Raw genomic sequence first — 25,885 nt, 5'->3', positions numbered from 1 at the left:
GGCCCGTGCCTGGGCCTGAGCCGGGCGGGTCACCCCGGCCCGGACACCTCGGCCTCCCACCGGCGGCGGCGCGTCTCGTCGTCCTGCTCCCACCAGGGGTCGCCGCGCTCCCCGAGGGCGACCTTGGCGGCCTGCACACCGGCGCGCGACGTGGCCTCCTCGTCGCTGCCGCGGGTGCGTCGTACGTCGCGGCGCCATGCCATCAGCACCTTCTGCAGCTCGGCGCGCCGCTCCGGCGGGATGGCGGGGTCGGTGGCCCGCCAGCGTCGACCGTCGATGACGACGTGGTGGCCGTCGGGGGTCAGCTCCGGCGGGGTGTCGCGGGTCATGCCGGCACCCCTGCCTGCAGGGCGGCGCGGTCGATGACGCGGCGGGCCCGCGCCCGGTAGCGGAACAGCTGCACCAGGCCGAGGGCCCACAGCACGTACTGGGTGCACATCGCCCAGCGGAAGGCGCTCGGCGAGTAGGCGGTGCTGTCGCCCGGGGTGCGCCAGTCCAGCACCAGGCCGATGGCCACGACCAGGGCCAGCGACGCCACGAAGCCTGCCACGTTGATGATCCCGGTGGAGCTCGCCAGGCGTTCGGCGGGGTTGGAGGTGCGACCGACGTCGAACCCGATCATCGACGCCGGGCCACCGACGCCGCACACCAGCGCCAGCACGACCAGCAGCCCGAACGGCGCCGGGCCCGGCCACGCAAGGACGACCGTCCACGCCGACACGATCGCCACGACGACGCCGATGACCATCGTCGAGCGGTGCCACGGGTGGCGCCCGATCAGCCACCCCAGCACGGGCCCCGACGCGACCACCGCGACGACCACCAGGGTCAGCAGCAGCCCGGCCTCGGTCGGCGTACGGCCCTCGCCGCGCACGAAGAAGGGGTAGCCCCACAGCAGCCCCAGCGTGGTGGCGCTGAACTGGCTCGAGAAGTGCATCCAGAACCCCAGCCGCGTGCCGGGGTGGGCCCACGACGCCGCCAGGCTCGCCCGCACCGCCGTGAACGACAAGGTGGTGCCGCGCAGGTGGCGCACCCCCGGGCCGTCGCGCAGGACCACGAGCCCCACCAGGCCGAGCAGGAGGCCGAGCAGCGCCGTGGCGAGGTAGGAGCGGGTCCAGCCGAAGGTTCCCAGCGCCCACGTCATCGGCACCGCGGCGGCCACCGACCCGAGCTGGCCCAGGGTGCCGGTGAGCTGGGTGAACAGCGGGACCCGGCGAGCCGGGAACCACGCCGCCAGGATGCGGAGCACGCAGATGAACGTCATCGCGTCGCCCAGGCCGACGAAGACCCGGGCGAGCAGCGCCACGGGGTACGTCTCGGCCAGCGCGAAGGCGATCTGTGCACCCGAGATCAGGAACACGCCGACCAGCAGCACGCTGCGCGAGCCGAAGCGGTCGATGAGCAGGCCCACCGGCACCTGCATGCCGGCGTACACCAGCAGCTGGAGCATGGTGAACGCCGCCAGCTGGGAGGCGGTGATGTCGAAGCGCTCGGTGGCCACGAGGCCGGCCACCGCCAGCGAGGAGCGGTGGAACACCGCGAGCACGTAGATGGCGAGACCCACCAGCCAGACCGGGAGGGCGGCGCGCAACGACGGCGCGAGGGTGGTGCTCACTCCCCTATCGTCCCGCGTCGTGCCGCCCGGCCCGTCGTGGGGGGCGGTGCCGACGCGCCGGGTCCGGCAGCCCACGCGCCACGGGCCTGGACGACCACCTCGTGCAGCAGCAGCACCGCACCGGGCACCGCCAGCACGACGGCACCGACGTCGGCCGCGGTCACCACCACCGCCAGCAGGCCCACCAGCCGGGCCAGCGGCGCCGCCGGGCCGTCGCCCCACACCACGGCCGTGCAGGCCCCGAGCACCAGCGCCGCGGCACCCACGCCGAGGAGGTCCAGCTCGACGTCGGTCACCAGGGCCGTGACGGCCAGGAACACCGCCGCGGCCGTCGCGACGACGAGCACCAGCAGCACCGCCACCTCGCCGACGGTGTGGTGGGGGCTGCTCATCGCACCAGGGTAGGTCGGCGCGCGCGCACCGGCCGCCTGCGGTGCTGGTCGGTGCACGCTGGCGGCACGAGCGGACGGGTTCGTCCCTAACGACAGACGTGCAGGCGCAGAGGATCAGGCGCGACCTTGAATCGCAGGTTGGCCCCTCCATCGGCGACGAACTCGGCCTCAGTCCCAGACACCACGAAGAAGTCGCCCTCCTCGGTGAATCCTCTGGGAAGTCCGCCGCCGTAGCCCACATACGTGCGCCGAGTCACCCACGCACGGCCCGCCGCGCGAACCGGCTCGACGAAGCAGTGCCCGACGCTCAGCGTCACGTCTTCTCCCTGCGCCGGTGTCATCGACACTGCTTCGCCGGGCGATGACGAGGCCGGCCACGGCCCTGGTTCCTCCACCGCGCCGGGCCCGGACGCACATCCGAACAGCACGGCGGCGGATGCAGCAGCCAGCAGACATGTCATGCGCACCCCCGTCAGACGCAGTGCCGCTCGACCTGGTTCCCCCACTGCGCACGCACTTCGGCACGAGCAGACACGTTCCGGTGCCGGTTCGCGGCAGTCCCGCGAGGCCGACGCTCGCCGGGACCGGTTCCGAGCTGGCCGCGGCGTGGCCCGCTAGACGCTCCACGGCAGGTGAAGGGCCGGGTAGCGAGTTCCCACCCTCGCTCGGCGCTGCCGCTCACTTGGTCGCCACCGCTCGCTGCGCTCGCGGAGCTCCTCGCTCGTCCCTCACGCACCGCCTCGTTCCTCGGCGTGCGACGCTCCTCACTTCGTCGCTTCCATCATCTGGCGCAGCTCCTTCTTGAGGTCGGAGATCTCGTCGCGCATGCGGGCGGCGACCTCGAACTGCAGCTCGGCGGCGGCGTTGCGCATCTGCTCGGTGAGGTCCTGGATGAGCTGGGCGAGGTCGGCGCTGGGCATGCCAGAGACGTCGGGGGCGTGGTGGCCCGCGGCCTTCTCCCCCAGCACCGGGGTGGGCTGGCGGGCCTTGGCGCCACCCGCGCGTCCCTTGGCGGCGGTGCCGGCCCAGGTCTCCAGCAGCGCTTGGGTGTTCTCGTCCTCGCGGGCCAGCATCTCGGTGATGTCGGCGATCTTCTTGCGCAGCGGCTGCGGGTCGACGCCGTGGGCGGTGTTGTAGGCCACCTGCTTCTCACGGCGCCGGTTGGTCTCCTCGATGGCCGACTCCATCGACGGGGTGATCTTGTCGGCGTACATGTGCACCTGGCCCGACACGTTGCGTGCGGCACGGCCGATGGTCTGGATGAGCGACTTGTCGGAGCGCAGGAACCCCTCCTTGTCGGCGTCGAGGATCGAGACCAGCGACACCTCCGGCAGGTCGAGGCCCTCGCGCAGCAGGTTGATCCCGACCAGCACGTCGTAGTCGCCCAGGCGCAGGTCGCGCAGCAGCTCGATGCGCTTGAGCGTGTCGATCTCGGAGTGCAGGTAGCGGGTGCGGATGCCGGCGTCGAGGAGGTAGTCGGTGAGGTCCTCCGACATCTTCTTGGTCAGCGTCGTGACCAGGACGCGCTCGTCCTTCTCCGCGCGCAGCCGGATCTCGTGGATCAGGTCGTCGATCTGGCCCTTGGTGGGCTTCACCACGACCTCGGGGTCGATCAGGCCGGTCGGGCGGATGATCTGCTCGACGGTGTCGCCGCCGACCTTGTCGAGCTCGTAGTTGCCCGGCGTCGCCGAGAGGTAGATCGTCTGCCCGACGCGCTCCAGGAACTCCTCCCACGTCAGCGGGCGGTTGTCCATCGCGCTGGGCAGCCGGAAGCCGTGGTCGACCAGGTTGCGCTTGCGGGACATGTCGCCCTCGTACATGCCGCCGATCTGCGGCACCGCGACGTGGGACTCGTCGACGACGAGCAGGTAGTCCTCGGGGAAGTAGTCGAGCAGGCAGTTCGGCGCAGAGCCGTGGGTGCGCCCGTCCATGTGCATCGAGTAGTTCTCGATGCCCGAGCAGGAGCCCACCTGGCGCATCATCTCGACGTCGTAGGTGGTGCGCATCCGGAGCCGCTGCGCCTCCAGCAGCTTGCCCTGCTTCTCGAAGGCGGCCAGCTGGTCCTCCAGCTCGAGCTCGATGCCCTTGATCGCCCGCTCCATGCGCTCGGGGCCGGCGACGTAGTGGGTGGCGGGGAAGACGTAGAGCTCGGTGTCCTCGGTGAGCACCTCGCCGGTGACGGCGTGCAGGCTCATCAGCCGCTCGATCTCGTCGCCGAAGAACTCGATGCGGATGGCGTGCTCCTCGTAGACCGGGAAGATCTCGAGGGTGTCGCCGCGCACCCGGAACGTGCCGCGGGTGAAGGACATGTCGTTGCGCGTGTACTGGATCTCGACGAGCTGGCGCAGGATCGAGTCGCGGTCGCGCTCCTCGCCCACCTTGAGCCGCAGCATGCGGTCGACGTACTCCTGCGGGGTGCCGAGGCCGTAGATGCACGAGACCGTGGAGACCACGATGACGTCGCGCCGGGTGAGCAGCGAGTTGGTCGCGGAGTGGCGCAGCCGCTCCACCTCCTCGTTGATCGAGGAGTCCTTCTCGATGTAGGTGTCGGTCTGCGGGACGTAGGCCTCGGGCTGGTAGTAGTCGTAGTAGCTCACGAAGTACTCGACGGCGTTGTCGGGGAACAGCTGGCGCAGCTCGTTGGCGAACTGCGCGGCCAACGTCTTGTTGGGCTGCAGCACCAGCAGCGGGCGCTGCACCTGCTCGGCCACCCAGGCGACGGTGGCGGTCTTACCGGTGCCGGTGGCGCCGAGGAGCACGACGTCCTCGACGCCGCCGCGGATCCGCTTGGTGATCTCCTTGATCGCGCTCGGCTGGTCGCCCGAGGGCTGGTAGTCGGAGACCACCGTGAACGGCGCGACACGGCGCTCGAGATCGGTGACGGGGCGCATGACTCGAGCGTACGGCGCTCCACCGACAACCGGCACGGGCAGCGCAGGGGCGCTAGGTTGTGCACGTGAGACCGCGCCCGCCCAGCGTCGCCGACCGCACGGTCACCCTGGTGCGCCGGGTCGTGATGACCGTGTTCGGCATCCCTGTGCTGATCGCGGTGGCGATGTCGGTCGTCGACTCCTACCGCCGTCGCGGCAAGCAGTCGAAGCCGTTCCCGACCACCCCGCCGCGCGAGGTGCGGGTGGGCGACGGCACGGTCACCACCTACACCTACGGCCAGGACCTCTACGACGACATGGTGGCCGCCGTCGAGGGCGCCCAGCGCCAGGTCCTGTTCGAGACCTACATCTGGAAGGGCGACCGCACCGGCGAGCGGTTCAAGCGCGCGCTCGCCTCGGCCGCCGACCGCGGCGTGGAGGTCTACTGCATCTACGACGGGTTCGCGAACCTCGTGGTCTCGCCGGTCTTCAAGCGCTTCCCGCGCGGCATGAAGGTCCTGCGCTACCCCGTGTACGCCGCCGGCTGGCGGTTCTTCGACCTGCGCCGCTACGGCCGCGACCACCGCAAGATCCTCGTCGTCGACAGCACCGTGGGCTTCGTCGGCGGCTACAACATCGGCGACGCCTACGAGACCGAGTGGCGCGACACCCACGTGCGGATCACCGGGCCCGGCGTGTGGGACCTGCAGCGCGCGTTCGCCGACTTCTGGAACCTCAACCGTCGCCGGTTGCTGGGGCCCAGCGAGCGGCCCCTGCTGCTGGAGACCAGCTCGGTGTGGGAGCCGCGGATCCGGATCCACCGCAACGTCCCGCGGCTGTGGATGTTCCCCATCCGCTCGATGTACCTCGAGGCGATCAACCGGGCCAGCCGCAACGTGTGGATCACGCAGGCCTACTTCATCCCCGACCAGGACTTCGTCGACTCCCTGGTGTTCGCGGCCGGCCGCGGCGTCGACGTCCGGCTGCTGGTCCCGCTGAAGTCCAACCACATCGTGGCCGACTGGCTCTCGCGCGGCTACTACTCCCAGCTGCTCGACGCGGGGGTGCGCATCTTCCGCTTCCGCGACGCGATGGTGCACGCCAAGACCGCCACCGTCGACGGCACCTGGACCACGGTCGGCACCGCCAACATCGACCGGCTCAGCCTGTCGGGCAACTTCGAGATCAACGTCGAGGTCATCGACGAGGCGCTGGCCAAGACCCTCGAGGAGATCTGGATGGTCGACGAGTCGAACTCCCTGGAGCTCACCCGGGGTGAGTGGGAGGCCCGGGACCTGCACCGCAAGTTCACCGAGCTGGTGCTGCGGCCGTTGCGGCCGCTGCTCTGACGAGACCGCCCCGGTCAGGGCCGGGTGACCCGGGCCGGCAGGTGGGTGCGGGGGGCCATCCGCGGACCGTGGCGCGGGCGGCGCAGGCCCGCCGCCGCGAGGAGCGCGGTGACCCGGCCGCGGTGGGGCCGCCAGGGCTCGAGGTAGGCCTCCATCTCGGCGTCGTCGAACGGGGTGCCGGTCAGCGCCCACCCGACGTCCTTGGCCACGTGGTAGTCGCCGAACGACACCGCGTCGGCGTCGCCGTGGGCGCGCTGGCGCACCTCGGCGCTGGTCCACACCCCGATGCCGGGCAGGCTGCGCAGGCGCCGGTCGGCCTCCTCGGGCGGGAGCGCCGCGGTGCGCTCGAGGGCGTCGGCGACCCTCGCCGCGGTGACCACGGTGCGCGAGCGCTGCGGGTCGACGTGCATGGCGAGCCACTCCCACGACGGGACGTTGCGCACCGTCTGCGCGGTCGGCTGGACCCAGAGCCCCAGCGCGGCGCCCGGTCCGGGCGCGCGCTCGCCGTAGCGGTGCACCAGCATCCGGAACCCCCCGAAGGCCTCCTGACCGGTCACCTTCTGCTCCAGGACCGCAGGCACCAGCGCCTCCATCACCAGGCCGGTGCGCCCCAGCCGCAGGTGGGGGTGGTGGCGGTGGGCCTCGGCGACGACGGGGTGGCGCGGGTCGAAGCCGGACCAGTCGTCGTGGGCGCCGAGCATGGCCGGCACCGCGTCGAGCACCCAGGAGGAACCGGGCCCCCACGCCTCGGCGTGCACCTCGCCCAGGTGCGGTCGCGGCTCGAGCAGCATGGTCGCCGGCCCCTCCGGGGTGCGGATGCCGCGCCACAGCCGCTCGCCGTCCACGCGGTAGGTGGGGTCGCCGCCGCCGCGCTTGTGCAGCCGCAGGATGCGCGCCGCCGGGCACGGCCAGTCGGGCCGCCAGGCGCGGCTCGCGCCTGCTCCCCCGCCGTCGCTCATGGTCCAGACGGTACGTGAGCGTGCCGACGTACCGGGAGCGCGGCAGCGGCCCCCCGTCGGTGGACAGCGCGCGGCGGTGCGGCGTCGGTGGTCTGCTGCAGGATGGGCGCATGCTGCTCGCCGACGTCGTCACCACCTCGCAGGCCGTCGCCGCGACCCGCTCGCGCAAGGCCAAGGTGGCCGCGATCGCGGCGCTGCTGGGCGAGGTGCGCGGCGACGACCCGGCGCTGGTGGAGACGGTGACCTCCTACGTCGCGGGGTCGCTGCGACAGCGCCGCACGGGCCTGGGGTGGCGCTCGCTCACCGACCTGCCCGAGCCGGCCGAGGAGGCCGCCCTCGGCGTGGCCGAGGTCGACGCGGCGTTCACCGACCTCGCCGGCCTGGCCGGGGCCGGGTCGCAGGCCGCCCGCGCGCGGGCCGTCGCCGAGCTGTTCGCGCGGGCCACCGCGGCGGAGCAGGCGTGGCTCCGGGCGGCGGTGACCGGCGAGGTGCGGCAGGGCGCCCTCGACGCCCTGGTGCAGGAGGCCGTCGCGGCGGCGGCCGGCGTCCCCCTGGCCGCGGTGCGTCGCGCCGCGATGCTCGCCGGGTCGACGGTGGCGGTCGCGGTGGCCGCGCTCACCGGCGGCGAGGAGGCGCTCGGCGCGTTCGGTCTCGAGGTCGGACGTCCGGTGCTGCCGATGCTGGCGTCGTCGGCTCCCGACGTCGCCGCGGGCCTGGTGCGCGCCGCAGGTGCCGACGGCGTCGCGGTGGCGGTCGACACGAAGCTCGACGGCATCCGGGTGCAGGTGCACCGCGACGGCGACCAGGTGCTCGTCGCCACCCGCACCCTGGAGGACATCACCGCACGGCTGCCCGAGGTCGTGGAGGTGGCGCTGGCGCTGTCGGCCAGCCGCTTCGTCCTCGACGGCGAGGCGCTGGCGCTCGACGAGCGGGGTCGGCCGCGACCGTTCCAGGAGACCGCGTCACGCACGGCCTCCGCGGCGCAGGCCGACGGCGTCCGGGTCACGCCGTACTTCTTCGACGTGCTGCACCTCGACGGCGACGACCTGCTCGAGGTGCCGCTCGCCGAGCGGCTCGACCGGCTCGACGCGCTGGTGCCGGCGGCGCACCGGGTGGCGCGGCTGGTCGACCCGGGGGTGGCGGAGGCCGAGGCGTTCGCGCGGCAGGTGGTCGCCGACGGCCACGAGGGCGTGGTGGTGAAGTCGCTCGCGTCGCCGTACGACGCCGGGCGGCGCGGTGCCGCGTGGGTGAAGGTGAAGCCCGTGCACACCCTCGACCTGGTGGTGCTGGGCGTCGAGTGGGGCTCCGGGCGGCGACAGGGCCTGCTCTCCAACATCCACCTCGGCGCGCGTGACGGCGACGGGTTCGTGATGCTGGGCAAGACGTTCAAGGGCATGACCGACGAGGTGCTGGCCTGGCAGACCGAGCGCTTCCTGGGCCTGCAGACGGGCCGCGACGGCCACGTCGTCGAGGTGCGCCCGGAGCAGGTCGTCGAGATCGCGCTCGACGGGGTGCAGCGCTCGACGCGCTACCCCGGCGGCCTGGCGCTGCGCTTCGCCCGCGTGCTGCGCTACCGCGACGACAAGTCCGCAGCCGAGGCGGACACCCTCGAGACGGTGCGACGCCTCTTCCCCACCTGACGGCGGCGGCCGCGGCCACGTGCCGTCCACAGGGCGGCCCGCCCGCGTGGTTGTCCACAGCCGCCGGGTCGAGCCGCCCGCCGCCGGCCGGCGGCGGGGTTGGGTGGGGGCATGGTGATGACGGCGATCCCCGACCTGCCCCCGGTCCTCCCCCGGGCGTGCTCGGTGCTGGGCGAGGTGACCTCGCTCCTGGGCGGGCTGACGGCCCACGACTGGGCGGCGGTGGGCGACGGCGAGCTGCTCGAGGTCGTGGCGCAGGTGCAGGCCGCCCGGGCGGCGCTGCGGGCGGTCGAGGCCGGCGCCCTCGTCGCCGTCGACGACCGGGACCTGCCCCGGCGCACCCTCGGCTGGGCCTCCACGGCCGACTGGTACACCCACCTCGCCGGGGTCCGGGTGGGCCACGGGCGGCGCACGGTGGAGCAGTCGCGCGACCTGGTCGAGCAACGGCCCGTCACCCTCGCCGCGCTGGCCCGGGGCGACGTGAGCCCCGAGCAGGCGGTGGTGGTCCTCGACGGCGTCGACGACCTCCCCGGTGACGCCGGGCTGCGTGAGCGCGCCGAGGTGCTGCTGGTCGAGCAGGCCGGCCGGCTGCACGCCACCGACCTGGCCCGTTCCGCCGAGCGGGTGATCGACGAGGTCGACCCCGACGGGGGCGCTCGGCTGCGCGAGCGGCGTCGCGACCGGTTGGCCCGCGCCGCACACCTGCGCCGCTTCCTGACGATCAGCGAGGACGGCGCCGGCGGGGTCAGGCTGCGAGGTCGCGGCAGCATCGAGGACGCCGCGGTGCTCCGGCAGGCCCTGCTGCCGCTCACCGCACCGGCCGCCGGGGTCGACACCGACACGGGTGCGCCGCTGCCCGACCCCCGCGACCACGGCGTACGCATGTGGGACGCGCTGGTGCGCGTCGGGCAGCACGCCCTGGACACCTCGCTCCCGCCGCACTCCCACGCGGAACCGACCCGGGTGACGGTGACCGTCCCGCTCGAGCAGCTCACTGCTGGCGACGCGGCGACCGGCGGCGGCGCCACGGACGACGGGCTGCCGCTCACCGCGGGAGCGGTGCGCCGCCTGGCGTGCGACGCGTCGGTGGTCCCGGTCGTCCTCGGCGCCGACAGCACGGTGCTCGACGTCGGGCGCGAGTCGCGGCTGGTCACCGCGGGGATCTGGCGAGCGCTGGTCGCCCGGGACACCAGCTGCACGTTCCCGGGCTGCGGACGGCCGCCGGTGATGTGCCACGCCCACCACGTCGTGCACTGGGCCGACGGCGGGTCGACGTCCCTGGACAACCTGGCCCTGCTGTGCGGCATCCACCACCGGCGGGTGCACGACAGCCCGTGGCGCATCCGCCTCACGGCTACCGACGGGCGACCCGAGTTCCTGCCGCCCACGGCCGAGGAGGACGACGACGGATCGTGGGTGCGCCACCGGCCGCGACGCGGGTCGCCGGAGCGGGACCCTCGGGTCGGTGCGGGCCCGCCGGGCGGCTGAGCACGTCGACGACAGGTGCGTCACATCCGTGCAACTGTGAGTTGCACAGTCGTACGATGACGCCATGGCATCGACCACGCAGACCGACGGGCGCCGATCGGCGGCGGCGGCACGTCGCCGTGCCCGCGAGAAGGACATCATCGCTGCCACCCGCGCGCTCTTCGACCAGCGCGGGGTGCGAGACGCCCAGATCGAGGACATCGCGAAGGCGGTCGGCATCAACCGCGCCATCGTCTACCGGCACTTCACCGGCAAGGAAGAGCTGTTCGCACTCACCCTGGTCGGCTACCTCGACGAGCTGCGGGCCGACCTCGAGGCCGCTGCTGCCGGCGAGGACGACCCTGCACGGCGCATCGAGGCCATCGTGGGCGCATTCGTCGACTACGGCCTGGCCCACCCGGCGTTCGTCGACTGCGCCCAGTCACTGATGCGCCGTTCGGGCCCCGAGCTGCTCGACGAGATCTCGGAAGGCGCCCTGTTCCGGCTGGGCCGAGGCATCTCGAGCTGCCTCGCCGTGCTCGCGCAGGCCCTCCAGGACGGCAACGACCGCGGCGCCTTCGCTGTCGGCGATCCCGACCTGCTGGCCAACACGCTCTACGCCAGCGGGCTCGGTGCGCTCCAGCTGGCCCGAGTCGGCATCCTGGTCAAGGAGGCCGCGCCGGGCATCCCGACGGTCGGGGCCATCTCCAGCGAGCAGGTCCGTGAGTACCTCGTCGCCTCCGCGCTGGCGATGGCGGTCACCCGGGGCTAGCAACCACCGGCCGCACGTACGACGACGGGCCCCGCTCGGCCGACGGCCGGGCGGGACCCGTCGAGGTCGGGCTCCGGGTCAGGGACGCTCGAGGATGGCGGTGACGCCCTGCCCGCCGGCCGCGCAGACGGAGATGACGCCCCGGCCGCTGCCCTTCTCCGCCAGGAGCTTGGCGAGCACGTTGACGATGCGCCCACCGGTCGCGGCGAACGGGTGACCCGCGGCCAGCGACGAGCCGTTGACGTTCAGCTTGCTGCGGTCGATGGAACCCAGCGGTGCGTCCAGACCGAGCCGCTCCTTGCAGAACACCGGGTCCTCCCAGGCCTTCAGGGTCGACAGCACCTGCGAGGCGAACGCCTCGTGGATCTCGTAGTAGTCGAAGTCCTGCAGCGACAGGCCCTCGCGCTGCAGCATGCGCGCCATGGCGTACGCCGGCGCCATCAGCAGGCCCTCGCCGCCGTGCACGTAGTCGACGGCTGCGGTCTCGTAGGCCGTGAGGTACGCGAGCACGGGCAGGCCCCTCTCGGCCGCCCACTCCTCCGAGGCCAGCAGCACCACCGATGCGCCGTCGGTCAGCGGCGTGGAGTTGCCCGCGGTCATCGTGGCCGCGGCGCCCTTGCCGAAGACCGGCTTGAGCTTGCCCAGCTTCTCCACCGACGAGTCAGGGCGCAGGTTCTGGTCGCGCTCGAGGCCGCGGAACGGCGTCACCTGGTCGTCGAGGAACCCGGTGTCGTAGGCCTTGGCCAGGTTGCGGTGCGACGTCGCCGCGAGCTCGTCCTGCTCCTCGCGGCCGACCTGCCACTCCAGCGCGGTCAGCGCGGCGTGGTCACCCATCGCCAGCCCGGTGCGGGGCTCGCCGTTCTGGGGGATGCTCGGCACCAGGTCGGCGGGGCGCACCTTGGCCAGGGCGGTCAGCCGGCCCTTCAGGTCCTTGGCGCGGTTGGCCTCGAGCAGCACCTTGCGCAGGCCCTCGCCCACGGCGATCGGGGCGTCGGACGTCGTGTCGGTGCCGCCGGCGATGCCCACCTCGATCTGCCCGAGCGCGATCTTGTTGGCGACCTGGATGGCCGCCTGCAGGCCGGTGCCGCAGGCCTGCTGGATGTCGGTGGCCGGGGTCTCCGGTGACAGCTTCGAGCCGAGCACCGACTCGCGGGTCAGGTTGAAGTCGCGGCTGTGCTTGAGGACGGCCCCGGCCACGACCTCGCCGAGGCGCTCGCCCTCGAGGCCGTAGCGGGTGACCAGGCCGTCGATGGCCGCGGTGAGCATGTCCTGGTTCGACGCCGTGGAGTAGACGGTGTTGGACCGGGCGAACGGGATGCGGTTGCCGCCGATGACAGCGACGCGCCGTGTGGTGGATTGCATACCCCCATCCTTGCGCCCGAGCGGCAGCACGGGAAGGCTGTGAGGGCCACGTCACGAAAGGTGGACACTGAGTTACACCTCTTGTTACATGAACGAGGCCCACCCCGCACCACCCACCACGGAGGACGCACCCGCATGAGCGACAAGTACCAGAGCTTCACCACCTCGCCGCTCGGCAAGCTGCTGGTCAAGAACCTCGGCCTGCCCGCCCCGATGAGGCTCGACCGGTACACCGAGGGAGCTCCCCTGGTGACCGGTTCCGTCGTCGTCGGCGGCACCGGCCGGGTCGTGGAGTCGCTGCCCGGCCTGCTCGACCAGCTCGGCATCGCCACCACCGACACCCTCGCTGACGGCGAGCGCGCCAAGGGCCTCGTCTTCGACGCCACCGGCCTCACCTCCTCCGAGCAGCTCTCCGCCCTGCGCGAGTTCTTCACGCCGCTGATGCGCAGCCTGCTGCCGTGCCCCCATGTCGTGGTGGTCGGCACGCCCCCGGAGCTGCTCGAGGGATCCGAGCGGGTCGCCCAGCGCGCACTGGAGGGCTTCACCCGCAGCCTCGGCAAGGAGATCGGCCGCGGCGGCACCGTCCAGCTCGCGTACGTCGCCGAGGGCGCGGAGGCGAGCCTCGCCAGCACCCTGGGCTTCCTGCTGTCGCCGAAGTCGGCCTACGTCTCGGGCCAGGTCGTGCGCATCGGAGCGACCGGCACCCTCGAGGCGCCGTCGGTCGGAAGCGTCGCGTCGCCACTGGCCGGCAAGGTCGCCCTCGTCACCGGCGCCAGCCGCGGCATCGGTGAGCAGATCGCCCGCGTGCTGCACCGCGACGGGGCCACCGTGGTCGGGGTCGACGTGCCCCAGGCCGCCGACGCGCTGGTCACGCTCATGGGCGAGCTCGAGGGCGACTGGCTGACCCTCGACATCACCGCCAAGGACGCCCCGCAGCGCATCGCGCAGCACCTCGCCGACAAGCACGGCGGCGTCGACGTCGTGGTGCACAACGCCGGCATCACCCGCGACAAGAAGCTGGCCAACATGGGCGAGGACCGCTGGGACTCCGTCATCGCGGTCAACCTCACCGCCCCCGAGCGGATCACCCGCGAGCTCCTCGACCAGGGGGTGGTGAACGCCAACGGCTCGATCATCGGGGTGGCCAGCATCGCCGGCATCGCCGGCAACGTCGGCCAGACCAACTACGCCGCCTCGAAGGCCGGTGTCATCGGCCTCGTCGACTCCCTCAAGGACGAGCTGACCGACGGCATCACCGTCAACGCCGTCGCCCCGGGGTTCATCGTCACCCAGATGACGGCGGCCGTGCCGTTCGCGACCCGCGAGGTCGGCCAGCGGCTCAACGCCATGTCGCAGGGCGGCCTGCCCGTCGACGTGGCCGAGACCGTCGCCTGGTACGCCGACCCCGCCTCCAGCGCCGTCAACGGCAACGTGGTCCGCGTCTGCGGCCAGATGATGCTGGGGGCCTGACGTGCCGGCTCCCACCGAGGTCACCCCCGGGGGCGGGCCCGCGACGCTGCTGCGCGCGGCCCTGCCCTCCCTGCCGGTCGTGGGGCTGCTGCCGGGCATCCGCAAGGCCCCTGCCGACGGGTTCACCGGTCTCGCGCTGAGCCGGCCGCCGATGGAGGTGCGCCGCGAGCACGTCGAGGCGTACGCCGCCGTCTGCGGCTTCCCGACCAAGGACGTCGCGCCCCTGCCCTACCCGCACCTGTTGGCCTTCCCCCTGCACCTCGCGATCATGACGGAGCCCGCGTTCCCGGCCCCGGCGGTCGGCACGGTGCACCTGGCCAACTCGATCACCAGCCACCGGCCGGTGGCGATCGGGGAGAGCCTGGCGGTGGGCGTGCGGGTCGGCGCCGCCCGCCCCCACCCCAAGGGCAGCCTGTACGACTTCGTGGCCGAGGCCCGCGTCGGTGACGAGGTCGTGTGGGAGAGCACCTCGACGTACCTGCGCCGTGGGCGCGGCGACGCCTCGGCCCCGGCCGGCGAGACCTACCCCGAGGCGCCGCCCCGCGGCACCGTGTGGGCGCTGCCCGGCGACCTCGGACGTCGCTACGCCGCGGTCTCGGGCGACCACAACCCGATCCACCTCTACCCGCTGACCGCCAAGGCCCTCGGGTTCCCGCGCCAGATCGCGCACGGGATGTGGAGCCTGGCCCGCACGGTGGCCGCTGTGGAGAACCGGCTGCCCGACGCCGTACGCGTCGACGCCTCGTTCAAGAAGCCGATCGTGCTGCCCGGGAAGGTCGAGCTCGGCACCAGCGTGCTCGACGACGGCATCGCGTTCGCCCTGAGCGACCCGCGCACCGGCGCCCCGCACCTCGCGGGCCGCGCCACCGCGCTCTGACCGTCCTGGCAGGTCCACGCCCGGACACCACGAACGCCACGACGCCGGCCCCGTCCAACGGGGCCGGCGTCGTGGCGTGCGACGGTGCTGCAGGTCAGCTGCTGCTGCGCAGCGACCGGTCGTGGTCGACGTCCAGGGTGGTGGAGCGCTCCGCCGCGGGGCGGGCGGCCCGGCGCTGCGACAGCGTCTCGGTCTCGGGGTCCCAGGCGCCGAGGTCGGTGCGCAGGTTGCCGTCCCAGTCACCGACGACGGGCAGGTCGCCGGGCTCCCCGAACTGCACCTGCGCGGTCCAGGCGAGCCCGTCCTCGTCGATGCGGTGCAGGGTGAACGTCGCGGTCTCCTGGTCGTAGACACCGAGGTCGGTGGTGCCGTCGCCGTTCCAGTCGCCGGTGACCGGCAGGTCGTCGAGGTCGCCGACCGGTACGACGGTGACGCTGCCGTCAGCAGCGCGCAGGCGGAACTCGGCGGCGCGTGCGCGCCACACCCCGATCTCCCAGACGCCGTCGCCGTCCCAGTCGCCGGCCACGGGCTCGTCCTTGACCCAGCCGAAGACGACCGAGGTCGTCGTGGTGCCGGTCTTCAGGGCGAAGGTCTTGGTGGAGGAGGTGCGCACGCCGGGGCTGACCCGGCCGTCGCCGTCCCAGTCGCCCACCACGGGGTCGTCGGTGGGCGTCCCGAGCTCCACGACGCGGGGCTTGGCGTTCGGCCGCTGGATGCGGAACTGCGAGGGCTCCGAGCGCTGGTACATCGCCAGCTCGGCGGGTGCCTCACCGGCGAAGTTGCCTGCGAGCGGCACGTCCGGCTCCGCCGGAACCTCGGGCACCTCCGGCTCGTCGGCGCAGTTCTGGGAGGCCACCGTGCTGCCGTAGACGAACGGCTTGCCGTGGAAGTAGGCCTCGAGCACCGTGCCGGAGCGGCGCTCCTCGAAGTGCAGGTGGGGCCCGGTCGAGTTGCCGGTGGAGCCCAGGGTGCCGATCTGCACGCCCCCGTCGACCCGCTGACCCACACGCACCACCACCGAGTTGAGGTGGGCGTAGAGGGTCGACTCGCTGTTGCCGTGGTCGATGACGACGTAGCGGCCGTAGCCGGAGGTGCCGTTGGTCACCGCGGTGGTCACGGTGCCGGCCGCAGCGGCCACCACCGGGTCGTCGACGTCGTCGGTGCGGTTCCAGTCGACCGAGCGCACGCTGGGGCTGTGGGTGGAGCGGGTGGTGCCCGTCCAGGTCTGCCCGCAGGGGAACGGCACCTCGAACGGCGTCACCGGCGCCACGGCGGCCCGGGCGGCCTCGCGCCGCTCCTGCCGCGGGGTCAGCTCGACCGGTGCGGGCCCGTCGCCGTGGTCGATCCGGGTGACCCGGCCGTCCCGGTCGTCCCGGTCGGACGGCGCGGCCGCGGCGGGCGTGGCACCGGCGGCGAGCCCGGTCGCGAGGGTGAGGCCGAGCCCGGCGGCGAGGCCACGGACGAGCACGGCGGAGGTGGTGCGGGACGTACGGCGGCGCGAGGGAGCACGGGACATGAAGGAGATCCTGGTGGCTGGGTCGGCTGGGTCGGGTGCGCCCGAGGACGGCCGGCCACCCTCGGTCGTCGGACCACCGGGGCGCACAGCACCAGCCGGCTCATCGACAACACGAGGACACTTGCGTCACACGAGTGAGCACACGTAACCACGCCACCGGCGTGTCTGTCACGAACTACACCGGTGTAGTGCTACAAGCCCACCGGATCGCCGGGGTCGGTCACCGGCGCGGGGGCCGGATCAGCCCCTCCTGCGCCACGGTCGCGGCGAGCAGGCCCCCGGCGGTGAACACCCGCCCGATCGCCAGCCCGCGGGCGCCGTGCGCCGACGGCGACCACTGGTCGAAGAGCCACCACTCGTCGGCCCGGAAGGGCCGGTGGAACCACACGGTGTGGTCGAGCGACGCCATCTGCAGCTCGTCGGGACGTTCGTGGGCGGCCATGGTGGCCCCGAGCAGGCTCACGTCGCTGGCCCAGGTGAACGCCGCGAGGTGCAGCCGGGGGTCGTCGGGCAGCCGCGCCGCGATGCGGAACCACAGCTGCGCCCGCGCCGGGTGCGCCGGGTCGTCGGGCAGCCCCTCGCGGGAGGTGCCGAGCGCCCGGGCGTCCAGGGCACCCCACTCGCGGGCCAGCTGGGTGCCCTCCCCCACGCCGTCGGTGGCCATCCGAGCCAGGAGGTCGGTCCCGGCCTCCGGAGGCGGCACCACCGGCATCGCGTCCTGGTGGTCGAAGCCGTCCTCCTCGCGGTGGAAGTTGGCGGTGAGGTAGTAGATCGGCCGACCGTGCTGGCGTGCGGCGACCCGGCGGGTGAGGAACGACCGGCCGTCGCGGATGCGCTCGACGTCGAAGACGATCGGGGCCAGCGGGTCGCCCGGCAGCAGGAAGTAGGAGTGCAGCGAGTGCACGTGGAACTCCTCGCCCACGGTGCGGGTGCCGGCGATCAGCGCCTGCGCGGCCACCTGCCCGCCGAACACCCGAGGGCGCCCGTAGTCGATCGTGGAGCCGCGGAACAGGTCGACGTCGATCGTCTCGAGGTCGAGCAGCCCGAGCAGCTCACCGACCAGCGCCTCGGTGTCGCGCCCCGTCACGGCGTCGGGGTCGCTCACGACCCGGCCCGGTCGTCGGACGTCGGTCGCAGCAGCGCCTCCTGCGCGACCGAGGCCACCAGGGCGCCGTCGGGGGTGAACACCTGGGCGGTGACCAGCCCGCGACCGGCGTTCGCCACCGGCGAGACCTGGTCGAACAGCCACCACTGGTCGGCCCGGAACGGGCGGTGGAACCACACGGCGTGGTCGAGGGAGGCCACGAGCGTGCCGGGCCCGCCGAGGCGCAGCCCGTGGGGCGCGAGCGCTGCACCCATCAGGCTCATGTCGGAGAGGTAGGTGAACGCCGCGGCGTGGGCGAACGGGTCCTCGGGCAGCGTGCCGGCCACCCGCATCCACATCCGCTGCCGGGCCGGGTGGGCGGGGTCGTGCGGGAGCAGGTCCTGCGAGCTGCCGACGTAGCGGATCTCCGCGACGCGGAACTGGTCGAGGCTGGTGTCCCCGTCGCGCAGCAGCGTGCGCGGGTCGAGGCAGTCCTCGGGCGGAGGCGCGTCGGGCATCCGCGACTGGTGCTCACGCCCGGGCTCGGGGCGGTGGAAGTCGGCGGTCAGGGCGAACACCGGGCGGCCGTGCTGACGCGCCAGCACCCGCCGGGTCGCGAACGACCGGCCGTCGCGCAGCGTCTCGGCGTCGTAGACGATCGGCGCGCCGGTGTCACCGGGCTGCAGGAAGTAGCTGTGCAGCGAGTGCACGACGTACGCCGGGTCGACGGTGCGTCGCGCCGCGACCAGCGCCTGGGCGGCGACCTGTCCGCCGAACACCCGGGGCAGCGCGGAGGGCTCGACGGCACCGCGGAACAGGTTGTCGTCGATGGTCTCGAGGTCGAGGAGGGCGCCGAGCTCGTCGGCGTCGCGAGGCACGGGGCTCAGCCGCCGCGCGGGCCGTCGGGCCCGCCCGGCCCGTCACCGAGCCCGGTCGGCTCGTCGCCTGGACCGTCGCCCTCGAGCCCGGCGAGGAACTGCTCGAACTCCTGGCCGAGCTCCTCGCCGGTGGGCAGCGGCTGGTCCTGGGCGAGCAGGTTGCTGCCGGACTCCTCGGAGCGCTCGAAGGCGTCGTACTGCCGCTCGAGGGCCTGCACCACGTCGTCGACCTCGTCGTTGTCGGCGAGGTAGCGCCGCACCTCCTCCTCGCCGCGCTCCGCCTCGCGGTGCAGCACCGAGAGGTCGACGGTGAGCCGGCCGGCCAGCTCGACCTGCTCGAGCAGCGCCGCGGCGGCGCGGGGGTAGTCCATCTGCGCCAGGTAGTGCGGGATGTGGGCGACGAACCCCTGCGCGGGGTGTCCCCACTCCCCCAGCCGCACCTCGAGCAGCGCCTGGGCGCTGCTCGGCACCCGCAGCTCGCCGCGCCAGGGGCTGGTGGCGCCCAGCAGCAGCTCGGGGTCGTTGGCGTGGTGGGTGACCGCGACCGGGCGGGTGTGCGGCACGGCCATCGGCACCGAGCCCATCGAGACCACGCGGGTGACGCGGAAGCGCTCGACGACCTCGCGCACGGCGCGGGCGAAGGCCTCCCACCGGTTGTCGGGCTCGGGGCCCTGCAGCAGCAGGTACGGCGTGCCGCCGCCGTCGCGCAGCAGCCGCACGACGAGCCGCGGGGCGTCGTAGGAGGCGTAGTGGTCGCGCACGAACGAGATGGCGGGACGCCGGGCGCGGTAGTCGTGGAACTGGTCGACGTCGAACGTCGCCACGACCCGGCCGGTGCCGTCGCCGTCGCCGGCGGTGACCTCGGCGGGGGTCTCGTCACCGTCAGCGCCGTCGAGGGACCGCTCGACCGGGGTGTCGGTGCCCTGCACGGCGACGTCGACGAGGTGGCGCGCGGCGCGGGCCGCGGCGTTGCCGGCGTCGAGGAACCCGTCGAGCACCAGCACCATGGTCAGGGCGCGCTCCTGCGAGCCGTCGAGCTCGGGCACGTCGTCGACGATGTGCACCAGACGTTCGGCAGCCACGCGGATCCTCTCGTTCGCGGCGGGCGGGCGCCCGCGCACGGTGGTTCACCACCGCGAGCGCCCACGATATTCCCCGGCGTCGACGCCGACGCGCCTGGGTGGACGGCGAGGGGGCCGCGGCACCACGGCGCCTGATTGGCCCTGTCGCTGCCGGTGCGCTGCACTGGGGCGGTGCGCGAGACCCTGCTGCCCCGAGACCCGGTCACCCGGGCCCTCACCGTGGCCACGATGGCGGCCTCGCTGTCGACCGGTCTCTTCTACAGCGTCAGCGCCCTCTACTTCACCCGCGTCGTCGGCCTCTCCGCCACCACCGTGGGCCTCGGGCTCACGGTCGCCGGCGCCTGCGGCGTCGTGGCGTCGTACGCCGCCGGCCGCGCCAGCGACCGGCTCGGCGCCGACCGCGTGCAGGTGGTCGCGCTGCTCGGCTGGGGCGCGGCGCTGCTCGCCTACGCGCTGGTGCAGGGGGTCGGCTGGTTCGTCGCGGTCGCCTGCGTCGCGGTGGCCCTGCGCTCGGTGCAGGGCACGGCGCGCCAGGCACTGCTGGCCCGTTGGTACACCGGCCCCGAGCGGGTCGGGGTGCGCGCCCGGCTGCGCGTGGTGACCAACGTGTTCATCGGCCTCGGCACGGTGCTGGCCGGCGCGGCCCTGCTCGTCGGCTCGGCCGCGGCCTACCGCACGACGATGCTGCTCTCGGGACTGCTGGTGCTGGTCGCCGTCGTGCCGCTGCTGCGCCTCGGGCGCGCCCGGCCGGAGCTGGCCGCGCGGGTGCGGGCCCGGCCCGTCGGCGCACCCGGTGAGCCGGCCGGGCGCTCGCCGCTGACCGACCCGACCTACCTGGCCTCCACCGCGATGAGCGCGGTGCTCGCCATGCAGTTCGGCCTGCAGACCGTGGGCGTGCCGCTGTGGGTCGCCGGGCACACCGAGGCGCCCACCGTCGTCATCTCGGCGCTGATGGTGGTCAACACCGTCCTGGTCGCGCTGCTGCAGGTGCCCGCCGCCCGCGGCACCCACGAGGTGCGCGCGGCCGGTCGGGCCGTACGACGCGCCGGCGCGCTGCTCGCGCTGTCGTGCGGGCTGTTCGCCGCGGCGGCGTACGGCGACGCCACCACCGCCGTCGTCGTGCTGCTGCTCGGCGCCGTGGCCGGGGCCGCCGGCGAGGTGCTGTCGGAGGCCGGCGGCTGGGGCCTGTCCTTCGAGCTCGCCGACCCCCGCAGCGCGGGTGCCTACCAGGGCGTGTCACAGACCGGGTACGCCGTCGCCTCGATGCTCGCGCCGCTCGTGGTCACCGCCACCGCCGTCGACCACGGCACCCCCGGCTGGGCGGCGCTGGCCGCGCTGTTCGCGCTCGCCGGCGTGGCCACCGCCGCGGTGGCCTCCCGCGCCGCCGGGCGCCTCGACGCCCCGCCGACCGCCCAGCCGACCGCTCAGTCGACCCCGCAGTCGACCCCGCAGCCGGGCCGTCAGTCGCGCGCGGCGGACCCGGCGGGCTCGGCCCCCAGCCGGGCGTGGCGCCGGCCGTAGACGAAGTAGAGCGTGAAGCCCAGGGCCATCCACACCAGGAACCGCAGCCACGTCTCGACGCTGAGGTTGAGCATCAGGTAGAAGCAGATCAGCGCCGAGACCACCGGCAGCACCGGCGACAGCGGCACCCGGAACGACCGCTCGAGGTCCGGACGCCGACGCCGCAGCACCGGCACGGCCAGCGAGACCAGCAGGAATGCCGTCAGCGTGCCGATGTTCACCATCTCCTCGAGCTTGCCGATCGGCGTCAGCGACGCCACCAGCGCCACCACCACGACGATGCCGACGGTGAGGGTCAGCGGCGTGCCCGTGCGGGGGTTGACCCGGGCCAGGCGCACCGGCAGCAGCCCGTCGCGCGCCATCGCGAAGAACACCCGCACGGCGCCGATCATCAGCGTCATGACCACGGTGGTCAGCCCGGCCACCGCGCCGGCGGAGATCAGGGTGCCGATGCCGTCCTGGCCGCGGTCGATGAAGGCCCGCGCCAGCGCCGCCTCGGGGTCGATGTCGCGGTAGTTGACCATCCCGGTGATCACCAGGGCCACCGCGATGTAGAGCACCGTGCAGATGGCCAACGAGCCCAGGATGCCGCGCGGCAGGTCGCGCTGCGGGTTGCGGGCCTCCTCGGCGGTGGTGGCCACCACGTCGAAGCCGATGTAGGCGAAGAACACCACCGACGCGGCCGAGACCACGCCCAGCACGCCGTACACCTGGGGCTCGATGCCGAACATCAGCTGCACCAGGGGCGCGGTGAGCCAGCCGCCCTCGCCGCCGGCGGTGCCGGCCGACTCGGGCAGGAACGGGCTGTAGTTCGACCCGTCGACGTAGAACAGCCCGGCCACGATGACGAACAGCACCACGAACAGCTTGACCGCCACCAGCACCAGGTTGACCCGCAGGCTCTCCTTGATGCCGAACGCGATCAGGGCGCCGAGCACGGCGACCAGCAGGAACGCCGCCAGGTTGAACGTCGCGTCGGGGCCGAGCTGCTCGGGCCAGGTCACCCCCAGCTGGTCGAGCAGCGTCACGAAGTAGGTGCTCCACCCCTGCGCCACCACGCTCGCGCCGAGCATCAGCTCGAGCAGCAGGTCCCACCCGATGATCCAGGCCACCAGCTCGCCGAGGGTGGCGTAGGAGAACGTGTAGGCCGAGCCCGACATCGGCAGCGTGGAGGCGAACTCGGCGTAGCACAGCGCCGCGAGGGCGCAGCAGAGGGCGGCGATCGCGAAGGAGAACACCACACCCGGGCCGGCGTACTCGGCGGCCACCCGGCCGGTGAGGGTGAAGATGCCCGCACCGATCACCACCCCGACCCCGAAGACGGTGAGGTCGAGGGCGCTGAGGTTGCGCTTCAGCGCGAACTCGGGGTCGTCACCCGAGGCCAGCGACTGCTCGACGGACTTCGTGCGCAGGAGACCTGTGGACCGGCTCATCGGGCGAACCTAAGGCACCGGGGCCCCGGACGGCGACCCCGGCGGCCGACGTCCACCGTGCGGTCACCGGTCGGTCACTGCCGCCGGTCGCCGGGGCCGTCCCCACGGCTCCCCCGGCGCCGCTCCGCCCGCGCGTCGGACCGCCGGTCCTCGGCCCGCTCGGCGCGCTCCGCGGCCCGCTCCGCCCGCGCCTCTGCCCGCGCTCCTGCCCGCGCCTCCGCCCGTTGCTGCTCGGCGGCCGCGGCCAGCAGCAGCCGGCCGGCGGGGCGGGCGAGGGCGTCGGCGGGGCCGCCGGTGAGCGCCCGCAGCCGCGCCTCCCCGGCCCGGGGTCCGCCCTCCCAGGCGTCGAGCAGGCGCCACAGCTCCGCCTCCCCGTACGTCGCGGCCAGGTGCTCGCACACCCACCACGCCACGCCGTACGCCGCCTCGGCGCCCTCGCCCGCCAGGTCGGCGCGACGGGGCACGCCGTCGAGGCCGGCGCGGGCCTGCTCCACCGCGCCCGCGGGCAGCCGCCGCTCCAGCGGGGCCAGCGACCGTACCGCCACCCACTCGGCCACGCCCTCGGTGAGCCAGGCGGGCCCACCGGCGTCGTGGCCGCTCAGCGCGGCGTGGGTGAGCTCGTGGCGCAGCAGCCGCGCACGCCCGTCCGCGTCGTCGCCCCCGTCGCCCCCGGCCGTCACGGCCTCGACCACCCGCGGGTGGAGCACCACCCGCACGGCGGCGGGGTCGTCGGGCGCCCCGAGCCGCACGGTGACCGCGTCGACGTCGTCGGGGTCACCGCCCGGCAGGTCGCCGGTGCGGGCCAGCCCGTCGAGCACCCGGGTGTCGGGCAGGGCCCACAGCACCACCGTGCCGTCCCAGGCGTACGGCACCACGCCCGCCACCTCGTCGCGCGCCTGCGCGGCCTCGCGCACCAGCGCCTGCGCCGTGCCGGGCCCGTCGGCGCCGGAGGTGACGACCAGGACGCCGTCGCCCTCGTGCACCACCAGCGGCCCGGTCTCCCACGGCGGCGGGGTGACCTCCGCACGTCGCTCCCACGCGGCGTCGCGCGCCGAGGCCACCACCCAGCGCCGGTCGTCACCATGACCGGCCGCCACCGGCACCAGGAGCCACCGGTCGTGGGTGGTCACCGGGGCCCGGTCGTAGCCGTCGAGGCGCAGGTCGGTGCGCACCACCACCCGGTAGCCGCGCCCGTCGCGCACGAGGGCGCCGGCGTCCAGGCCCAGCGTGAGCTCGCCCACCGGGAGCCGCTGCAGGTTGTCGTACGTCGTCAGCTGCCGCGCCCGCGACACCCGGCCGCCGCCGACGGTGCGCGCGAACGCCGCCCGGTCGCCCGCCCGCAGCGCCGCCTCCCGGTCGTCGAGGGTGCGCTCGAGCGCGACCAGCAGCCGCGCCGAGGCAGCGGCGTCGCTGCCACGGGCACCACCGCCTGCGCTCCCCTGGCCGCCACCGGCTGCCCCGGCGCTGCCACCGCTACCGCCGGCGTCCGCCGCTCGCCGCTCGCCGCGGCGCTCGGGTGCGGGCGGCTCGTCGGCGCCGGAGCAGCCGGCGACCACCACGGTGAGCACGGTGAGCACGACGGCGGCCAGCCGTGCGCGACGGCCCCTCCCCGGGCCGTGCTGGTGCTGCGGTGCTCCTCGTGCCGGTCGTGCGGTGGGCGCTGCTCCCTCCCCAGGGCGCCTAGCGCTGCCGCTCAACGGGCTGGTCCACCGGTGGGGACCCGTCGAGGGCCGAGATGCTCTCCACGATGCCGAGGGCCAGCGCCTGCGGGGTGAGCCCGATGCGCTCCAGGATCACCGCGCGCTTGGCGTGGCCGAGGAACTCCTGCGGCACGCCGTGCACCCGCACCGGCGTCTCGACCCCGGCCGCGGCCAGCGTCTGCTGCAGCACCGCCCCGCAGCCGCCGACGACACCGTTGTCCTCCACGCTCACCACGAGCCGGTGCTCGCGGGCGAGGTCGAGCAGGGCGGGGGCGACCGGCTTGACCCAGCGCGGGTCGACCACGGTCACGCCGATGCCCTGGGCGACCAGCCGGTCGGCGACCTGCACGGCGGTGGTGGCCATCGACCCGACGCCGACGACCAGCACGTCGCGGCGGCCCTCGCGCACCAGCACGTCGACGCCGCCGACGGTGTCGACGGCCTCCAGGTCCTCGGGCGGCGGGCCCTTCGGGTAGCGCACCACCGTGGGGGCGTCGTCGACCTCGACGGCCTCGTTCAGCAGCTCGCGCAGGCGGGTGGCGTCGCGGGGCGCGGCCAGGCGCAGCCCCGGCACGAGCTGGAGCATCGACATGTCCCACATGCCGTTGTGGCTTGCGCCGTCGTCGCCGGTCACCCCGGCGCGGTCGAGGACGAACGTCACGCCGCAGCGGTGCAGCGCCACGTCCATCAGCACCTGGTCGAAGGCCCGGTTGAGGAAGGTGGCGTAGACCGCGAAGACCGGGTGCAGCCCGCCCATGGCCAGCCCCGCCGCGGAGGTGGCGGCGTGCTGCTCGGCGATGCCGACGTCGAACGTGCGCTCGGGGAAGTGGGCCTGGAAGTGGTCGAGGCCGACCGGGTGCATCATCGCCGCGGTGATCGCGACGACGTCCTTGCGGCGCCGGCCCACGTGCACCATCTCGTCGGCGAACACGTCGGTCCAGATGCGGCCCTTGGGGGTCTCCTCGCCGGTGTCGACGTCGAAGGGCCCCGGGGAGTGGAACTGGTCGGCCTCGTGGCGCTCGGCGGCGTCGTACCCGAAGCCCTTGCGGGTCAGCGCGTGCACGATGACCGGGCCGCCGAACTTCTTGGCCTGGCCGAGCGCGTGCTCCATCGCGGCGCGGTCGTGGCCGTCGACGGGGCCGACGTACTTCAGGCCGAGGTCCTCGAACAGGCCCTGCGGCGCCAGCGCGTCCTTGACGCCCTTCTTCATCGCGTGCAGCGCGTCGTACGCCGGCGCCCCGACGCCCGGCACGGCGTTGAGCCGCTTCTTCACCAGGTCGAGCACCTGCTCGTAGCGGGGGTCGGTGCGCAGCGACGTGAGGGCCGTGGCCAGCCCGCCGATGGTCGGGGTGTAGGAGCGGCCGTTGTCGTTGACCACGATCACCAGGCGGCTGTCGCGCGCGACCGCGATGTTGTTCAGCGCCTCCCAGGCCATCCCGCCGGTCAGGGCGCCGTCGCCGATCACGGCCACCACGTGGCGCTCCTCGCCGCGGATGGCGTAGGCCTTGGCGAGGCCGTCGGCGTAGGACAGCGCGGTCGAGGCGTGGGAGTTCTCGACGATGTCGTGCTCCGACTCGGCCTGGCTGGGGTAGCCGGACAGGCCCCCCTCCTGGCGCAGCCCGGCGAAGTCGCCGGCGCGGCCGGTGAGCATCTTGTGCACGTAGCTCTGGTGGCCGGTGTCGAGGACCACCCGGTCGCGCGGGCTGTCGAAGACGCGGTGGATGGCGAGGGTCAGCTCGACGACGCCGAGGTTGGGGCCGAGGTGGCCGCCGGTGCGGGAGCAGGTCGCCACCAGCACGTCGCGGATCTCGGTGGCCAGGGCGTCGAGCTGGTCGTCGGCGAGGCCGCGCAGGTCACGGGGGCCGTGGATCGACTCGAGGATGGCCATGCCGGGCAGT

At 74.0% G+C, this 25,885-nt stretch carries 21 protein-coding genes; 7 read left to right on the top strand and 14 right to left on the bottom strand.

From position 1 onward, the window contains the following. Window positions 1–29: 29 nt before the first annotated feature. The 5 genes from AC4OR8_RS15620 to uvrB form a co-directional block, all read right to left on the bottom strand. A complete protein-coding gene (locus AC4OR8_RS15620; protein WP_492166510.1) occupies window positions 30–329 on the bottom strand; it encodes a hypothetical protein in 300 nt (99 codons plus the stop codon). Then, window positions 326–1,615 carry an MFS transporter gene (locus AC4OR8_RS15615; RefSeq protein WP_492166509.1) on the bottom strand — a complete coding sequence of 430 codons (1,290 nt, stop codon included), beginning with the start codon at window positions 1,613–1,615 and terminating at the stop codon, window positions 326–328. The genes AC4OR8_RS15620 and AC4OR8_RS15615 overlap by 4 nt, the downstream gene beginning before the upstream one ends. Then, window positions 1,612–2,007, bottom strand: coding sequence for a hypothetical protein (locus AC4OR8_RS15610; protein ID WP_492166508.1), 396 nt, complete (start codon window positions 2,005–2,007; stop codon window positions 1,612–1,614). Before AC4OR8_RS15610 ends, AC4OR8_RS15615 begins: the two co-directional genes overlap by 4 nt. A gap of 86 nt (window positions 2,008–2,093) precedes the next feature. Next, on the bottom strand, window positions 2,094–2,324 hold the full coding sequence (locus AC4OR8_RS15605) for a hypothetical protein (protein WP_492166507.1): 231 nt from the start codon (window positions 2,322–2,324) through the stop codon (window positions 2,094–2,096). A gap of 447 nt (window positions 2,325–2,771) precedes the next feature. Next, window positions 2,772–4,898, bottom strand: coding sequence for an excinuclease ABC subunit UvrB (gene uvrB, locus AC4OR8_RS15600; protein WP_492166506.1), 2,127 nt, complete (start codon window positions 4,896–4,898; stop codon window positions 2,772–2,774). A gap of 65 nt (window positions 4,899–4,963) precedes the next feature. On the opposite strand from uvrB, the gene AC4OR8_RS15595 reads away from it, so the two are divergent. Next, complete coding sequence (locus tag AC4OR8_RS15595; protein WP_492166505.1) at window positions 4,964–6,226, top strand: phospholipase D-like domain-containing protein; 1,263 nt, start codon at window positions 4,964–4,966, stop codon at window positions 6,224–6,226. 14 nt (window positions 6,227–6,240) lie between these two features. Here the strand turns inward: AC4OR8_RS15595 and AC4OR8_RS15590 are convergent, their stop codons facing one another. Continuing rightward, on the bottom strand, window positions 6,241–7,185 hold the full coding sequence (locus AC4OR8_RS15590; protein ID WP_492166504.1) for a DNA-3-methyladenine glycosylase family protein: 945 nt from the start codon (window positions 7,183–7,185) through the stop codon (window positions 6,241–6,243). Window positions 7,186–7,295: 110 nt separating this feature from the next. On the opposite strand from AC4OR8_RS15590, the gene AC4OR8_RS15585 reads away from it, so the two are divergent. The 3 genes from AC4OR8_RS15585 to AC4OR8_RS15575 all read left to right on the top strand — a co-directional run bounded on the left by AC4OR8_RS15585 (window position 7,296) and on the right by AC4OR8_RS15575 (window position 11,064). Then, entirely contained in the window at window positions 7,296–8,825 is a 1,530-nt protein-coding gene (locus AC4OR8_RS15585) for an ATP-dependent DNA ligase (RefSeq protein WP_492166503.1), read from the top strand. Window positions 8,826–8,936: 111 nt separating this feature from the next. Then, window positions 8,937–10,313, top strand: a complete 1,377-nt coding sequence (locus tag AC4OR8_RS15580; protein ID WP_492166502.1) for an HNH endonuclease signature motif containing protein — start codon at window positions 8,937–8,939, stop codon at window positions 10,311–10,313. A gap of 64 nt (window positions 10,314–10,377) precedes the next feature. Further along, window positions 10,378–11,064 (top strand): TetR/AcrR family transcriptional regulator, encoded by a 687-nt coding sequence (locus AC4OR8_RS15575; RefSeq protein WP_492166501.1) that lies wholly within the window; start codon window positions 10,378–10,380, stop codon window positions 11,062–11,064. Between the two features lie 78 nt (window positions 11,065–11,142). Here AC4OR8_RS15575 and AC4OR8_RS15570 read toward each other — a convergent pair whose 3' ends face one another. Further along, the gene (locus AC4OR8_RS15570) at window positions 11,143–12,426 is read right to left on the bottom strand and encodes an acetyl-CoA C-acetyltransferase (RefSeq protein WP_492166500.1); all 1,284 of its coding nucleotides are present in this window, start codon (window positions 12,424–12,426) and stop codon (window positions 11,143–11,145) included. Between the two features lie 135 nt (window positions 12,427–12,561). Here AC4OR8_RS15570 and AC4OR8_RS15565 point away from each other — a divergent pair, with 135 nt between their 5' ends. Both AC4OR8_RS15565 and AC4OR8_RS15560 read left to right on the top strand, forming a co-directional pair. After that, a complete protein-coding gene (locus AC4OR8_RS15565) occupies window positions 12,562–13,896 on the top strand; it encodes a 3-oxoacyl-ACP reductase (RefSeq protein WP_492166499.1) in 1,335 nt (444 codons plus the stop codon). Window position 13,897: 1 nt separating this feature from the next. Continuing rightward, window positions 13,898–14,773 (top strand): MaoC/PaaZ C-terminal domain-containing protein, encoded by an 876-nt coding sequence (locus tag AC4OR8_RS15560; RefSeq protein ID WP_492166498.1) that lies wholly within the window; start codon window positions 13,898–13,900, stop codon window positions 14,771–14,773. Between the two features lie 94 nt (window positions 14,774–14,867). On the opposite strand, the gene AC4OR8_RS15555 is transcribed toward AC4OR8_RS15560, so the two are convergent. The 4 genes from AC4OR8_RS15555 to AC4OR8_RS15540 all read right to left on the bottom strand — a co-directional run bounded on the left by AC4OR8_RS15555 (window position 14,868) and on the right by AC4OR8_RS15540 (window position 19,333). Next, window positions 14,868–16,289 (bottom strand): M23 family metallopeptidase, encoded by a 1,422-nt coding sequence (locus AC4OR8_RS15555; protein ID WP_492166497.1) that lies wholly within the window; start codon window positions 16,287–16,289, stop codon window positions 14,868–14,870. Between the two features lie 220 nt (window positions 16,290–16,509). Beyond that, window positions 16,510–17,394, bottom strand: a complete 885-nt coding sequence (locus AC4OR8_RS15550) for an acyl-CoA thioesterase (RefSeq protein ID WP_492166496.1) — start codon at window positions 17,392–17,394, stop codon at window positions 16,510–16,512. Next, a complete protein-coding gene (locus tag AC4OR8_RS15545; protein ID WP_492166495.1) occupies window positions 17,391–18,251 on the bottom strand; it encodes an acyl-CoA thioesterase in 861 nt (286 codons plus the stop codon). The genes AC4OR8_RS15550 and AC4OR8_RS15545 overlap by 4 nt, the downstream gene beginning before the upstream one ends. Window positions 18,252–18,256: 5 nt before the next feature. After that, the gene (locus tag AC4OR8_RS15540; protein WP_492166494.1) at window positions 18,257–19,333 is read right to left on the bottom strand and encodes a proteasome assembly chaperone family protein; all 1,077 of its coding nucleotides are present in this window, start codon (window positions 19,331–19,333) and stop codon (window positions 18,257–18,259) included. 171 nt (window positions 19,334–19,504) lie between these two features. On the opposite strand from AC4OR8_RS15540, the gene AC4OR8_RS15535 reads away from it, so the two are divergent. Continuing rightward, window positions 19,505–20,854 carry an MFS transporter gene (locus tag AC4OR8_RS15535; protein WP_492166493.1) on the top strand — a complete coding sequence of 450 codons (1,350 nt, stop codon included), beginning with the start codon at window positions 19,505–19,507 and terminating at the stop codon, window positions 20,852–20,854. Here the strand turns inward: AC4OR8_RS15535 and AC4OR8_RS15530 are convergent. The 3 genes from AC4OR8_RS15530 to dxs all read right to left on the bottom strand — a co-directional run bounded on the left by AC4OR8_RS15530 (window position 20,794) and on the right by dxs (window position 25,875). Then, window positions 20,794–22,287, bottom strand: a complete 1,494-nt coding sequence (locus AC4OR8_RS15530; RefSeq protein WP_492166492.1) for an amino acid permease — start codon at window positions 22,285–22,287, stop codon at window positions 20,794–20,796. The two genes, AC4OR8_RS15535 and AC4OR8_RS15530, sit on opposite strands and share 61 nt — an antisense overlap. A gap of 74 nt (window positions 22,288–22,361) precedes the next feature. After that, window positions 22,362–23,864 carry a hypothetical protein gene (locus tag AC4OR8_RS15525; RefSeq protein WP_492166491.1) on the bottom strand — a complete coding sequence of 501 codons (1,503 nt, stop codon included), beginning with the start codon at window positions 23,862–23,864 and terminating at the stop codon, window positions 22,362–22,364. A 103-nt stretch (window positions 23,865–23,967) separates the two neighbouring features. Beyond that, a complete protein-coding gene (gene dxs, locus AC4OR8_RS15520) occupies window positions 23,968–25,875 on the bottom strand; it encodes a 1-deoxy-D-xylulose-5-phosphate synthase (RefSeq protein ID WP_492166490.1) in 1,908 nt (635 codons plus the stop codon). Between the last annotated feature and the right edge of the window lie 10 nt (window positions 25,876–25,885).

The organism is Nocardioides sp. FY1077 (genome assembly GCF_058681775.1).
The sequence above is the reverse complement of the archived record's forward strand: the minus strand, read 5'-3'. Positions and strand labels throughout refer to the sequence as shown.

What these genes read in the sequence shown, in the direction of transcription:
- AC4OR8_RS15620 (WP_492166510.1), bottom strand. Translation starts at nt 329, where the DNA reads ATGACCCGCGACACCCCGCCGGAGCTGACCCCCGACGGCCACCACGTC.
- AC4OR8_RS15610 (WP_492166508.1), bottom strand. Translation starts at nt 2,007, where the DNA reads ATGAGCAGCCCCCACCACACCGTCGGCGAGGTGGCGGTGCTGCTGGTG.
- uvrB (WP_492166506.1), bottom strand. Translation starts at nt 4,898, where the DNA reads ATGCGCCCCGTCACCGATCTCGAGCGCCGTGTCGCGCCGTTCACGGTG.
- AC4OR8_RS15590 (WP_492166504.1), bottom strand. Translation starts at nt 7,185, where the DNA reads ATGAGCGACGGCGGGGGAGCAGGCGCGAGCCGCGCCTGGCGGCCCGAC.
- AC4OR8_RS15585 (WP_492166503.1), top strand. Translation starts at nt 7,296, where the DNA reads ATGCTGCTCGCCGACGTCGTCACCACCTCGCAGGCCGTCGCCGCGACC.
- AC4OR8_RS15580 (WP_492166502.1), top strand. Translation starts at nt 8,937, where the DNA reads ATGGTGATGACGGCGATCCCCGACCTGCCCCCGGTCCTCCCCCGGGCG.
- AC4OR8_RS15575 (WP_492166501.1), top strand. Translation starts at nt 10,378, where the DNA reads ATGGCATCGACCACGCAGACCGACGGGCGCCGATCGGCGGCGGCGGCA.
- AC4OR8_RS15570 (WP_492166500.1), bottom strand. Translation starts at nt 12,426, where the DNA reads ATGCAATCCACCACACGGCGCGTCGCTGTCATCGGCGGCAACCGCATC.
- AC4OR8_RS15565 (WP_492166499.1), top strand. Translation starts at nt 12,562, where the DNA reads ATGAGCGACAAGTACCAGAGCTTCACCACCTCGCCGCTCGGCAAGCTG.
- AC4OR8_RS15555 (WP_492166497.1), bottom strand. Translation starts at nt 16,289, where the DNA reads ATGTCCCGTGCTCCCTCGCGCCGCCGTACGTCCCGCACCACCTCCGCC.
- AC4OR8_RS15530 (WP_492166492.1), bottom strand. Translation starts at nt 22,287, where the DNA reads ATGAGCCGGTCCACAGGTCTCCTGCGCACGAAGTCCGTCGAGCAGTCG.
- dxs (WP_492166490.1), bottom strand. Translation starts at nt 25,875, where the DNA reads ATGGCCATCCTCGAGTCGATCCACGGCCCCCGTGACCTGCGCGGCCTC.